Source organism: Caballeronia sp. AZ1_KS37, from assembly GCF_023631165.1.
Lineage (GTDB): Bacteria > Pseudomonadota > Gammaproteobacteria > Burkholderiales > Burkholderiaceae > Caballeronia > Caballeronia zhejiangensis.
The window spans coordinates 65,496-78,346 of sequence record NZ_JALQDP010000013.1; the positions used below are offsets into that span (position 1 = coordinate 65,496).

Annotated in this window: 12 protein-coding genes; 6 read left to right on the top strand and 6 right to left on the bottom strand. The window is 65.6% G+C overall.

Going from position 1 to position 12,851, the window contains the following annotated elements:
- Positions 1-15: 15 nt before the first annotated feature.
- The 4 genes from NCS00_RS10190 to NCS00_RS10205 are packed head-to-tail and all read right to left on the bottom strand — an operon-like array spanning position 16 to position 2,447.
- Positions 16-390 carry a Rieske (2Fe-2S) protein gene (locus tag NCS00_RS10190; RefSeq protein ID WP_008342264.1) on the bottom strand — a complete coding sequence of 125 codons (375 nt, stop codon included), beginning with the start codon at positions 388-390 and terminating at the stop codon, positions 16-18.
- A complete protein-coding gene (locus tag NCS00_RS10195) occupies positions 387-1,046 on the bottom strand; it encodes an HAD-IA family hydrolase (protein WP_008342265.1) in 660 nt (219 codons plus the stop codon). Before NCS00_RS10195 ends, NCS00_RS10190 begins: the two co-directional genes overlap by 4 nt.
- Entirely contained in the window at positions 1,047-2,045 is a 999-nt protein-coding gene (locus tag NCS00_RS10200; protein ID WP_250440017.1) for an RluA family pseudouridine synthase, read from the bottom strand.
- A gap of 45 nt (positions 2,046-2,090) precedes the next feature.
- Entirely contained in the window at positions 2,091-2,447 is a 357-nt protein-coding gene (locus tag NCS00_RS10205) for a hypothetical protein (protein WP_144403826.1), read from the bottom strand.
- Positions 2,448-2,942: 495 nt separating this feature from the next.
- On the opposite strand from NCS00_RS10205, the gene NCS00_RS10210 reads away from it, so the two are divergent.
- The 6 genes from NCS00_RS10210 (at position 2,943) to NCS00_RS10235 (ending at position 10,389) form a co-directional block, all read left to right on the top strand.
- Positions 2,943-6,212, top strand: a complete 3,270-nt coding sequence (locus NCS00_RS10210; protein ID WP_250440018.1) for an Rne/Rng family ribonuclease — start codon at positions 2,943-2,945, stop codon at positions 6,210-6,212.
- Positions 6,213-6,426: 214 nt separating this feature from the next.
- Positions 6,427-7,533 carry a GTP 3',8-cyclase MoaA gene (moaA, locus tag NCS00_RS10215; RefSeq protein ID WP_250440019.1) on the top strand — a complete coding sequence of 369 codons (1,107 nt, stop codon included), beginning with the start codon at positions 6,427-6,429 and terminating at the stop codon, positions 7,531-7,533.
- An 82-nt stretch (positions 7,534-7,615) separates the two neighbouring features.
- A complete protein-coding gene (gene mobA, locus NCS00_RS10220) occupies positions 7,616-8,170 on the top strand; it encodes a molybdenum cofactor guanylyltransferase MobA (RefSeq protein WP_235366333.1) in 555 nt (184 codons plus the stop codon).
- Between the two features lie 102 nt (positions 8,171-8,272).
- Positions 8,273-9,577, top strand: coding sequence for a molybdopterin molybdotransferase MoeA (gene moeA, locus NCS00_RS10225; protein WP_250440020.1), 1,305 nt, complete (start codon positions 8,273-8,275; stop codon positions 9,575-9,577).
- Positions 9,578-9,637: 60 nt separating this feature from the next.
- Complete coding sequence (locus tag NCS00_RS10230) at positions 9,638-9,913, top strand: hypothetical protein (RefSeq protein ID WP_008342276.1); 276 nt, start codon at positions 9,638-9,640, stop codon at positions 9,911-9,913.
- Between the two features lie 56 nt (positions 9,914-9,969).
- A complete protein-coding gene (locus tag NCS00_RS10235) occupies positions 9,970-10,389 on the top strand; it encodes a GNAT family N-acetyltransferase (RefSeq protein WP_051078884.1) in 420 nt (139 codons plus the stop codon).
- A 13-nt stretch (positions 10,390-10,402) separates the two neighbouring features.
- Here NCS00_RS10235 and NCS00_RS10240 read toward each other — a convergent pair whose 3' ends face one another.
- Both NCS00_RS10240 and NCS00_RS10245 read right to left on the bottom strand, forming a co-directional pair.
- Positions 10,403-11,863 carry a DNA recombination protein RmuC gene (locus NCS00_RS10240; RefSeq protein ID WP_250440021.1) on the bottom strand — a complete coding sequence of 487 codons (1,461 nt, stop codon included), beginning with the start codon at positions 11,861-11,863 and terminating at the stop codon, positions 10,403-10,405.
- The gene (locus NCS00_RS10245) at positions 11,860-12,843 is read right to left on the bottom strand and encodes a 2-hydroxyacid dehydrogenase (RefSeq protein ID WP_250440022.1); all 984 of its coding nucleotides are present in this window, start codon (positions 12,841-12,843) and stop codon (positions 11,860-11,862) included. The genes NCS00_RS10240 and NCS00_RS10245 overlap by 4 nt, the downstream gene beginning before the upstream one ends.
- Positions 12,844-12,851: the final 8 nt, after the last annotated feature.

Consider the following 12,851-nt stretch of genomic DNA (forward strand, 5'->3'; position numbering starts at 1 on the left):
TATGTAGAGATTGAATCAGGCGGGACGCACGGCGTCGTCGGGCAGCCAGAAGACCGCGCGCCCTTCCGGCGTGTCGCGCTCTTCGACCGTCACGGCCCGCAGGCGCGCGCCGCGGCAAGGACCGCCGACGCATTTGCCGGTATCGGGCTCGTAGATCGCCCCGTGCGTCGCGCACATCAAGTATAGGCCCGAGCTTTCGAAGAACTGGCCCTCGTTCCAGTCGAGCTCCATCGGCACGTGCGCGCACCGGTTCAGATAACCGAACGCTTCGCCGCCGTATCGGACGAAGAACACGACCGCGTCGCCGCTCGCTTCGGTCGCGTTGACGCGCACGCCCGCGCCGCCATCGACGAGTTCGTCGGACGCGCATACCCGCACCGGTTCGCTCATGCGTGCTCCCGCAGCCAGCCGGCGAGCGACGCGACGCTGTCGGCGCAGTACTGCGGCTTGAGCGCTGCGAGAGAATCGGCCGGATGCGCGCCATAACCGACGCCGACGCCCGCCGCGCCCGCGTTGATCGCCATCTGCAGATCGTGCGTCGTGTCGCCGATCATCACCGTGCGCCCGAGATCCTGCCCGAGCTCGCGCGTGAGTTCCTGCAACATTGCGGGATGCGGCTTCGAGAACGTTTCGTCCGCGCAGCGCGTGCTGTCGAAGAGGCTCGTGAGCCGCGATTCGTCGAGCGCGCGATTCAGCCCGACGCGGCTCTTGCCCGTCGCGACCGCGAGAAAATAGCCGAGATCGCGCAATTCCTGCAGCAGTTCGCGCACGCCGCCGAAGAGTTCGGTTTTCTGGCCCATCGTCAGGAAATGGAAGCGGTAACGTTCGGCCAGGCGCGGATAGTCGGACGGATCGAGCGTCGGCGCGCATATCTGCAGCGCGTCCTTCAGGCCGAGGCCGATCACATAGCTCGCGGATTCATCGGCGGGAACCGGCAGCCCGAGGTCGCGGCACGCGGCCTGAATGCTGCGCGTGATGTGGACGGTCGAATCCATCAGCGTGCCGTCCCAGTCGAAAACGATCAGATCGAATTGCTGCCGCGCCATTTACTCGGTCTCCCGGTTTTTCAGTTGGTCGATGAACCGTTTGCACTCGACGGGCAGCGGCGCTTCGAATTGCAGCGGCTCGCCCGTCGCCGGGTGCGTGATTTTCAGTCGATACGCGTGCAAAAACATGCGTTTCAGCGACGGTTTCGCGCTCGGGCGGGCCAATTCCTTGTTCAGCGCGAAATCGCCGTATTTGGCGTCGCCCGCGATCGGCAGGCCGATGCTCGCCATGTGCACGCGAATCTGGTGCGTGCGGCCGGTTTTCAGCTCTGCCTCGACCCACGCGTAGTCGCGCCAGCGCTCGATCAGATTGAAGACCGTATGCGACGGCAGCCCGTTCTCCTGGATTCGCACGCGCCGCTCGCCATCCGCTGCGACATATTTATGCAACGGCGCCTTGACGATGCGCCGGCGGCCCCAGTCGCTCTGCCAGTCGCCGTGACCGCACGCGTAATAGCGCTTGTCGACCCGATTTTCGCGAATCTGCTCGTGCAGCCCGACGAGCGCCTGGCGCTTCTTGGCGAGCATGAGCACGCCCGACGTCTCGCGATCCAGCCGATGCACCAGTTCGAGAAATTTTGCGTGCGGCCGCGCATTGCGCAACTGCTCGATGACGCCGAACGCGACGCCGCTGCCGCCGTGCACCGCGACGCCGGACGGTTTATCGATGACGATCAGATGGTCGTCCTCGAAGAGAATCGGGAATTCGGCGGCGGGCGCGTTCGACGACACCGGCGCCGCGTCCTGCTGCGCGATGCGGATCGGCGGCACGCGCACGAGATCGCCCAGTTCGAGCCGGTAAGCCGCGTCGATGCGTCCCTTGTTCACGCGCACTTCGCCACTTCGGAGAATGCGGTAAATATGGCTTTTCGGGACGCCCTTGCAGACGCGCAGCAAAAAATTGTCGATCCGCTGACCGGCGGCCGTTTCGTCGACTTCGATCATCGACACTTGTTCGCTTGCGACCTGTTTATGGGATGTTTTGCCTAACTCATTCATTCTGAATATAATTTGCGAGCAGCCCGAAAAGGTCGACGCTTAGGATCAAGCAGCGGCCGAATTGTTCAGACTGTATCGGTGCAAGCGATAAACCATCATTTTACTTGCGCCCAAGGTCGGTTGCTCACCCGGAAAATCGAGAGCGACGAGTTGCACGCACGGCGATATCACCGGCAAGGACGGAGCCCACAGGCGCGTTCGGTCGAGTCGATCGCCGACGGTAACGGATTTTTGGTCAAAAAGAATTTTATCGGCGAGAAGCGACGGCGCCCGGCAAAACCGGATGCCAGCCCGGATCGACCCTGCCGTCGAGCGGGAGAAAAAGGCAAATCGACGCTCGCCGATTTTGCGAACAACTGACGGCGAAATCGCTGCTGCGCTGATTTCTGCGAAGCGCGACAACGCCGCAAACGAGGCGAGACATGCGGCCGCGAGCCGACGGGAGCCGACAGAAACAAGTCGGGCCCGCGGCCGTGCCGGCGCGGCAAGGCAGCAAGGAGGATCGGTTACGAAGCATCGCGCCGGTTTGCGCGAGACCGCTCTTCCTCGCGGCCGCCGTTGGGAGGAATCAGGCTCTTTGCAAGAGCGCAGGCCGGTTCGGCGCGTCCATTTTGAGACGCGGAGCCGCAGCGCCGCCGTTCATCCTCGCCACGAGCCGAGCGATCTGTCGTACGTCTCGCAGTTGCTTCGCAATGCGCCCCACGGCGCGGCTGTCCGATGCGGAAGCCGCGGCCTGCTTTCGGCAATTCTCCCGCCAGAAGTCCCGCTCCAGCGTGCTTTGTGACAACACACAAAAAAGCGTGGCACGCCCACCTTCCCGCTTCGCGCGCGTGATGTATCAGTCACCGACGCCGATTCGCACGACGAGGGAGGACGGAGCCATTCTGGAGCCGTTTCATGAAACGAATGCTGTTTAACGCGACGCAGCAAGAGGAATTGCGCGTCGCCATCGTCGATGGGCAGAAGCTCATCGATATCGACATCGAAACCGCCGGGCGCGAACAGCGCAAAGGCAACATCTACAAGGGAGTCGTCACCCGCATCGAGCCGTCGCTCGAAGCCTGCTTCGTCAACTACGGCGAAGACCGCCACGGCTTCCTGCCGTTCAAGGAAGTCGCCCGCCAGTATTTCCGCGATGGCGTCGAGATGCGCTCCGCGCGCATTCAGGACGCGCTGCGCGAAGGCCAGGAACTCATCGTCCAGGTCGAGAAGGAAGAGCGCGGCAACAAGGGCGCGGCGCTGACCACGTTCATCTCGCTGGCCGGACGTTACCTCGTCCTGATGCCGAACAACCCGCGCGGCGGCGGCGTGTCGCGCCGCATCGAAGGCGACGAACGGCAGGAACTGCGCGAAACCATGGCGCAGCTCGAACTGCCGGAAGGCATGAGCATCATCGCGCGCACGGCGGGTATCGGCCGTTCGGCGGAAGAGCTCCAGTGGGACCTGAACTACCTGATGCAACTGTGGCGCGCGATCGAAGCCGCGTCGCAGAGCGGCGTCGCCGGCCAGCCGATGCTCATTTATCTCGAATCGAGCCTCGTCATCCGCGCGATTCGCGACTACTTCCAGCCGGATATCGGCGAAATTCTCATCGACACGACCGAAATCCATGACCAGGCGCGCGCCTTCATGGATATCGTGATGCCCGACAACCTCTCGAAGGTGAAGCGCTATCACGACGACGTGCCGCTCTTCTCGCGCTTCCAGATCGAGCATCAGATCGAAACCGCGTACTCGCGCACGGTGCCGCTGCCGTCGGGCGGCGCGATCGTGATCGATCACACCGAGGCGCTCGTCGCCATCGACGTGAACTCGGCGCGCGCGACCAAGGGCGCGGACATCGAGGAAACCGCGACGCGCACCAATCTCGAAGCCGCCGACGAAGTCGCGCGTCAGCTTCGTCTGCGCGATCTGGGCGGGCTGATCGTGATCGATTTCATCGACATGGAATCGGCCAAGAGCCAGCGCGAAGTCGAGCAGCGCCTGAAAGATGCGTTGAAGCACGACCGCGCCCGCGTACAAATGGGCAAGATTTCGCGCTTCGGCCTGATGGAACTGTCGCGTCAGCGCCTGCGTCCGGCGCTGTCGGAAGGCAGCCACGTGACGTGCCCGCGCTGCAACGGCACGGGTCACATCCGCGATACCGAATCGTCCGCGCTGCAAGTGCTGCGGATCATTCAGGAAGAAGCGATGAAGGAAAACACCGCGGCGATCCATTGCCAGGTGCCGGTCGAGGTGACCGCCTTCCTGCTCAACGAAAAGCGCTCCGAAATCAACAAGATCGAGTCGCGCTTCAAGGTCAATGTCGTCCTGATTCCGAACAAGCATCTCGAAACGCCGCACTACAAGCTGGAGCGTCTGCGTCACGACGATGCGCGTCTCGACGATCCGCGCGCGTCGTGGAAGATGGCCGTCGAAGCGGCGAGCGAGCTCGAATCGGAGACCGGCTACAGCAAGCGCACCGAAGAGGTGAAGCCGAAGCAGGAGGCCGCCGTGAAGGGCATCACGCCCGAGAAGCCCGCGCCGAGCGCGCCGGTGAAGCCCGCGCCCGTCGAGGCCGCGCCCGCGCCGACGCCCGTTCCGGCGAGCGGCGGATTCATCGCGTGGATCAAGAATCTGTTCGGCATTCAGCCTGCGCCGCAACCCGCGCCGGCTCCGGTCGAAGCGCAACCGGCCACGCGCGCGCCGCGCGAACGCGGTGAACGCACCGGCGGCGGCGATCGCAACCGCAATCGACGTAGCGGTGGCGCCGCGCGCGAAGGCGCTGCGGCAGGCACGGCGGCGGGCGCCAACGGCGCGGCGCGCCAGGGCGGCCGTCGTGAGGATCGCGAGGCGCGTGGCGGACGCGAAGGTCGTGAACTGCGCGAAGTCCGCGAGCCGCGTGAGGCTCGTGAACCGCGCGAGGCACGCGAAGCACGCGAGCCGCGCGAGGCACGCGAACCGCGTGAAGCGCGCGACCGCAACGCGGAACGCGCAGCGCGTCCGGAAGCAACCGAACGTCCGGAACGCCGCGAGCGTCCGGATCGTGGCGAACGCGCCGAGCGTGGCGACCGCGCTGAACGAACCGAGCGCGCGGAACGCGGCGAGCGTCGCAAGCCGCAACCGGAAGCCGCCGTCGAGGCGCTGACGCAAGGCGAAACGGTGCCGTCGGAAATCGTCGAAGCGGCGCAGGCCAATGCGGACGCGCAAGTGGCCGGCATCGATGCGGCATCCGACGCGGCGGCCGCACGTGACGGCGAAGAGCGTCGTCGCCGTCGCCGTGGGCGTCGTGGCGGTCGTCGCGAGCGCGAAGAAGACGGCATGACGGTGAATCACGCGGCGGACGTCGCCGAAGCAGAAGGCGCAGCAGAGAGCACTTCGGCGCAAGCCGGCGTGTTTGATGCGGAAGCCGCGCAGGAAGCGGCTGCACGTCGCGAACCCCGCCCGGCCGCGCCGCAACCGGTGGAAGCGTCGGTGCAGCAACCGGCCGCTCAGCCGCTCGAAGCGAAGCCGCAAGAGCAAGCGCCCGCCGCTGCGGAGGAAGCGCCGGTCGCCAAGACTGTTGAGGCCGAGCCTTTCGAACTGAAGGCGCAAACGCCCGAACCGACGAACTTCGATCTCTTCGCCAAGCCCGCTCCGGCACCGGAGGTCGAGAATCCGTTCGGTCCGGAGCCGAAGGTCGCCGAGACGAAATTGGCCGATCCGTTCGCACCCGCGTCCGCGCCGGTCGCATCCGAAGAGCCGAAGCCCGTGGAAACGGCGCCGACGCCCGTCGAGCCGGTCGCGGCCGAGCCTGCCGAAGTCGCCGAGCCGGTGAAGACCGCCGCTGTCGCATCGACGCCCGAAGCGACGGCCGTCGAGCCAGTGAAGCCGGTCGAGATCGCGCAAGCGCAGACGCAAGCGCCGGTCTTCGCGCCGGAGCCTGTCGCAGTCGTCGCCGAGCCGGTGAAGGTCGCTGCGCCCGCCGCGCCTGCAACGTCGACGCCGATCGCCGTCGACACCCTTCAGCCGATGCTGGAGCGTGCGGGCCTCGTCTGGGTGAACACCGACGAAGGCAAGCTGCGCGAAGCCAATGCCGCCGCCGCACGCGAGCCGGCTGCGGTGCGCGTGCCGCGCGAACGCAAGGCACTTCCGCCGGCCGACACCGCGCCCATGCAGCAAGTGGAAACCAGCAAGCAGGCCCACTAAGCGCGCGCGTCCCGTTCACTCCGGTGAACGGGCAAAAGCCAGAAACGCCATCGATCCCCGATCGATGGCGTTTTTTTGCGTCGTAAAACGGCTGAACCGAGGGAAAACCGCGACTCCGTGGCAGTGCGTCCCGATGTCCCGCTTCCGTTAGAATGGAACGATCCAACCATTATTCGAACAAGGCCGAAGCGGCCGAGCCGAGCCCCGAGTCATCATGCCCCGACGCATCATTCCTCTCGCCGATGTCAGCGCGATCCCGGATTTCTCCGGCGCCGCGACATCGCCGTCCGGGCTGCTCACGGACACGCTCGCGCGCCCATTGCGGGATTTGCGCATTTCCGTGACAGATCGCTGCAACTTTCGCTGCGTGTACTGCATGCCACGCGAAGTGTTCGATAAGGATTACCAGTTTCTCCCGCACGCCGCCCTGCTCTCGTTCGAGGAAATCGAGCGCCTCGCGCGCGTATTCGTCGCCCACGGCGTGGAAAAGATTCGCCTTACGGGCGGCGAGCCGCTTCTGCGCAAGAACATCGAATTCCTGATCGAGCGGCTCGCGCTGTTGCGCACGCCGGAAGGCCCCCCGCTCGATCTGACGCTCACGACAAACGGCTCGCTCCTCGCGCGCAAGGCGAAGTCGCTGAAGGACGCGGGTTTGTCGCGCGTCACAGTGAGCCTCGATGCGCTCGACGACGCCCTCTTTCGCCGCATGAACGATGCCGATTTCGCGGTCGCCGACGTGCTGAACGGCATCGAGACGGCGCAAGCCGCCGGGCTCGCTCCGATCAAGGTGAACATGGTCGTGAAGCGCGGCACGAACGATCAGGAAATCGTCCCGATGGCGCGCCATTTCAAAGGCAGCGGCGCGGTTCTGCGTTTCATCGAGTATATGGATGTCGGCGCGTCGAACGGCTGGAACATGAGCGAAGTGCTGCCTTCGGCGCAAGTGGTCGAACGCATCGACGCGCACTTTCGGCTGGAACCGCTCGAAGCCCACACGGCCGCGGAAACGGCGCAGCGCTGGGGCTATCGCGACGGCAGCGGTGAAATCGGCGTGATTTCGAGCGTCACACGCGCGTTTTGCGACTCGTGCACGCGTGCCCGGCTCTCGACGGAAGGCAAGCTGTATCTGTGTCTCTTCGCGGTTTCCGGCCACGACCTGCGCGGACTGATCCGCAGCGGCGCGGGCGACGACGAAGTCGCCACAGCCATCGCGCGAATCTGGGAGGCGCGCGGCGACCGGTATTCGCAATTGCGCGGCAGCGCATCGGCGCCATCTCGCGACGATGCACGTCGCGTCGAGATGTCGTACATCGGCGGCTGAGCGCGGCGGATCGTTCGTGCTGAGCGCTCATTCATCGTCCAGCGTCACGGCGCTCGTGCTCGCGGGCGGACGCGGCTCGCGCATGGGCGGCATCGACAAGGGCATGCAGCCGTTTCGCGGTGAGCCGCTCGCGTTGCACGTGATGCGGCGCATCGCGCCTCAGGCGGGCGCGCTTCTGATCAGCGCAAATCGTTCCATCGAAGACTACGCGCGCCTCGGCGCGGCATTCGGCGCGCGCGTTGTCGCGGACGCGCGCGCGGATTTCCCCGGGCCGCTCGCCGGCATCGCCGCTGCGTTGCGCGTTGCGAGCACCGAATTCGTTCTGACCGCGCCTTGCGACGCCCCTTTCGTCGACGAACACATCGGCGCCGCGTTGATGCAAGCACTCGACGCGCACGGCGGCGACGTTGCATACGCAGCAACAATCGACGCGTCGGGCGAAGTCATGGCCCACCCCGTTTTCGCGTTGCTGCGTACATCGCTCGCCGACGACCTGGACGCCTGGCTGGACGCGGGCGAGCGCAAGGTGCGCGCGTGGTACGCGCGCCACAAGGCGGTGGAAGTCCAATTTCACGACGAACGCGCGTTTTACAATATCAACGATTTACAGCAGCTCGCCGATCTGGAACGCCGCTGACTCGTTCAACCGGCTGCCCGCTCACATCGCCATTGCGGGCGCTCAACCACCGCGCGGCCACGTGCTGCTTCGCCGGATTCCGGCCGCGATCCACGCCGATTCATGACCACGTCCAAGGATTTTTCCGCCTGCGTCGCCCACTACGATCCGAATGCGCTGCCCGTTGAAGCCGCGCAGGAAATCGTGCGTCAGTGGGCCATGCCGCGCATGCGGGACGCGCAGATCGAGCGCGTGAGCCTGTTCGACGCGCTCGGCCGCGTGCTCGCCGAGGATGTGATCTCGCCCATCGACGTTCCCGCTTACGACAATTCCGCGATGGACGGCTACGCGTTCGCCGGCGATGTGCTCTCGCGCGGTGGCGATACGGTCGGCTTGTCCGTCGCGGGCACGGCGCTCGCCGGGCGGCCGTTCGAAGGCGAGCCGGGCGCGGATCAATGCGTGCGGATCATGACGGGCGCGCTCATCCCGCCCGGCTGCGACACGGTCGTGCCGCAGGAGTTCGTCACGCGCGAAGGCGACGCGATCCGCTTTTCGCCGGCGACGATCCGTGCCGGCCAGAATCGCCGCCTCTCCGGCGAGGATCTCGCGAAAGGCAAGCCGGCGCTGCTCGCGGGTCGCGTCGTGCGGGCATCGGATCTCGGTTTGCTCGCGTCGCTGGGCATCGGCGAAGTGTCGGTCCGCAGGCGGCTCACCGTCGCCTTTTTTTCGACGGGCGACGAATTGCGTTCGGTCGGCGAAACGCTGAGCCCTGGCAGCCTTTACGACAGTAATCGCTACACGCTCTTCGCAATGCTCAAGCGGCTCGGCGTCGAAACCGTCGATCTGGGTATCGTGCGCGACGATCGCGCCTCGCTCGAAAAGGCGCTGCGTCATGCGACCGAAAGCGCCGATGTCGTCATCAGTTCGGGCGGCGTGTCGGTTGGCGATGCGGACTTCACGCGCGAGCTGATGAATTCGCTCGGCGACGTCGCCTTCTGGAAGATCGCGATGCGCCCCGGCCGCCCGCTGGCATTCGGCCGGCTGTGGTCGGGCGAGCGCCCGGGCGCGGGCGAGTCGGCGCTCTTCTTCGGGTTGCCGGGGAACCCGGTCGCCGTAATGGCGACGTTCTACTTCATCGTGCGCGAGGCGCTTCTGGCGATGTCGGGCGCGATGCGCCAGCCGCTCACGGTCATCCGCGCGCGCGCCGCCGAGCCGATGAAAAAGCGCGCGGGCCGCACCGAGTTCCAGCGCGGAATCGCGACGCGCGACGACGACGGGCGCTTTCGCGTCGTCACCACCGGTCCGCAGGGTTCCGGCGTGCTGAGTTCGATGAGCGAAGCGAACTGCTTCATCGTGCTCGAGCACGCGCGCGGCGACGTCGAAGCGGGCGACGAAGTCGAAATCGTGCCGTTCGACGGCCTGATCTGATCCGGCGCCGCCGCCAGCCGGTACAAACATTCCTACATCGATAGACGGGGCTTTCCTTCCATGAAAAAGCAGATTTCATTCATCGCACCGGGACAGACCGCCAAGGCGCTGATTCTCGTGTACCTGACTTTCAGCGTGCCCATTGTGCTGCTCGGCGTCGTGGTCGCGTTCGTGCGATACGGCTCGGTGGAAGTGAGCACCGTCACGAGCGCGCTGCTCCTGAACGCGATTCTCGGTTTCATCCTGCTGTGGATCGCGTGCCACGCGTACAACTGGGTGGCCTCGCGTTTCGGCGGCATCGAGATCGTGCTCTCCGACGCGCCGGAGGAAGCGTGAGCGCCCCGATCATCCGCGCGGCCTCGCCCGCCGACGTCGCCGCGATCTTCGGCCTGATGTACGAGCTGGCCGAGTTCGAGAAGCTCACGCATCTGTTCATCGCGACGGAGCAAGGCGTGCATGACGCGCTCTTCGGCGCACGACCGGCCGCTGAAGCGCTCGTCGCGGAAGTCGAAGGCGAAATCGTCAGCTATGCGCTCTTCTTCCAGAACTTCTCGACTTTCCTCGGCAAGCGCGGCCTGTATCTCGAAGACCTCTACGTGCGTCCTTCGATGCGCGGCAGCGGCCTCGGGACGCTGATGCTGAAAAAGCTCGCCGCGCTCGCGGTCGAGCGCCAGTGCGGCCGCTTCGAATGGTCGGTGCTGGACTGGAATCAGAACGCCATCGATTTCTACGAAAAGATGGGCGCGACCGTGCTGCCCGACTGGCGCATCGTGCGCGTGACGGGCGAGCCGCTCGAACGCCTCGCGTCCTGAATCGCGTCCTGCATCACGGCTCGTCGTCGCCTTCGGGCGATGACGGATCGCCGAACGCCTCGCCCAACAATCCCGCCGCCTGTTCGCCGGGCAACGCCTCGACATCCCGAAGGCGCTTGCCCATCTGCCGCGTGCGCGTCTGCGCCGCTTCGATCGAGCGCGTCACCGTTTCGAGCTGCGACTTTGTTCGCGCCAGCACTTCGCCGAACTTGCCGAACTCAGTCTTCACCGCGCCGAGCACCTGCCACACTTCGCTGGAACGCTTCTCGATGGCCAGCGTGCGGAAGCCCATCTGCAGGCTGTTGAGGAGCGCGGTCAGCGTCGTGGGTCCCGCGACGGTCACGCGAAACTCGCGCTGCAACGAATCGCTCAGGCCAGGACGGCGCAAGACTTCCGCGTAGAGACCTTCGGTCGGCAGGAAGAGCAATGCGAAGTCCGTCGTGTGCGGCGGCGCAACGTACTTCTGCGCGATCGATTTCGCCTCCGCGCGCAAGCGCCCTTCCAGCGCGCGCGACGCGTCCTCGACACCGGCCGGGTCCGCGCGTTCCTGCGCATCGATCAGACGCTCGTAGTCCTCGCGCGGAAATTTCGCGTCGATGGGCAGCCACACGGGCGTAGCCACGTCGCCCGGCGCACCCGGCGCGTCGTGCCGGCCAGGCAGCCTGATCGCGAACTCGACGCGTTCGTTGCTCTTCGGAACCGTCGCGACGTTCTTCGCGTACTGATCGGGCGTGAGCAACTGTTCCAGCAGCGCTTCGAGCTGCACTTCGCCCCAGATGCCGCGCGTCTTGACGTTGGTCAGTACCTTCTTCAGATCGCCGACACCCGCCGCGAGCGTCTGCATCTCGCCGAGTCCCCGATGCACCTGCTCCAGCCTGTCGGAGACGAGCTTGAACGACTCGCCGAGCCGTTGCTCCAGCGTCGCGTGCAACTTTTCGTCGACGGTGCGGCGCATCTCGTCGAGCTTCGTCGCGTTGTTCGCCTCGATGTCCTTCAGGCGCGCTTCGAGCGTCGCGCGCACTTCGCCGAGCCGCCGCTCGTTCGCTTCGGAAAGCTGCGCGAGATGCAGCGACATGGAATCGGCGAAGCGCTTCAACGCGTTGCCCTGATCCTCGCGCGCCTGCTGGCTTTGCTGTGCGAGCTGCTGCGCAAGCGCGTCGAATTGCGCGTTCTGCACGTTCGACGTGCTCGCCAGTTGCGTCGAAAGCGTCTGATGGAATTGCGCGAAGCCGCTTTGCGATTCCATGCGCGAGACGCGCGCGCTCTCCGCGATATCGCCACGCAAGCCGCGTTCGAGCCGTTCCTGCGCGCGCGCGTGTGCCTCGCCCATGTCGTTGACGCGATCGGTGAGCGCTTCGAACTCGTCGAAGATGACCGCGTTCGAATTGCGCCGCATCGTCATGACGAGCGCGACGAGCGAGACCACCAGCGCGATCGCCAGCACGGCGATCGCGCCAACCAGCAGTTCCATCATTTCTTCAGTACGTCCGGATTGATCGGGTTCGGCGGATTGCCTGCGCGCGGCCCTTCGCCCAGCGCGGCGATGAGATTGTCGGCCGCGAGATTGGCCATCGCGCGGCGCGTGCCTTCGGTCGCGCTCGCGATATGCGGCGTCAGCACGACGTTGTCGAGCAGCAGGAAATCCGGGTTGAAATTCGGCTCGCCCTCGAACACGTCGATGCCCGCCGCCGCGATGCGCTTGTCGCGCAACGCCGCGATCAACGCCGCATCGTCGACGATGCCGCCGCGCGCGATATTCGTCAGCGTCGCCGTCGGCTTCATCAGCGCGAGTTCGGCCGCGCCGATCGTATGATGGCTTTCCTTCGAGTAAGGCACGACGAGCACGACATGATCCGCGCGCTTGAGCAGATCTTCCTTCGACGCGTACTCGGCATTCAGCTCGCGCTCGATTTCCGGCGCGACGCGCGAACGGTTGTGATACATCACGCGCATGTTGAAGCCGGCCGCCCGCCGCGCCAGCGCCTGCCCGATGCGCCCCATGCCGATCACGCCGAGCGTCGAGCCGTAGACATCGGTGCCGAGGAACGAGTCGAACGACCACTTCTGCCACTTGCCCGCGCGCAGAAAGTGCTCGGATTCGGTGACGCGACGCGCCGCCGCCATCATCAGCGCCCAGCCGAAATCGGCCGTGGTTTCGTTCAGCACGTTGGGCGTGTTGGTGCCGAGCACCTTGTGCGCGTCGAACGCCCGCATGTCGAAGTTGTTGTAGCCGACCGCCATGTTCGCAACGACCTTCAGATTCGGCGCGCCCGAAAGCTCTTTCTCGCCGACCATCTCGCCCGCCGTGAACGCGCCGTCCTTGTCGGCGAGACGCCGCGCGAACTCTTCCTGCGGGAGCACGTCGCCGAGATTCACATCGACATCGAAATGCTGCTTCAGTCGCTCGATCACGTCGGGAAAAGTGGGACGCGCTACCAGCACTTTCTTCTTCATCGGTTGCT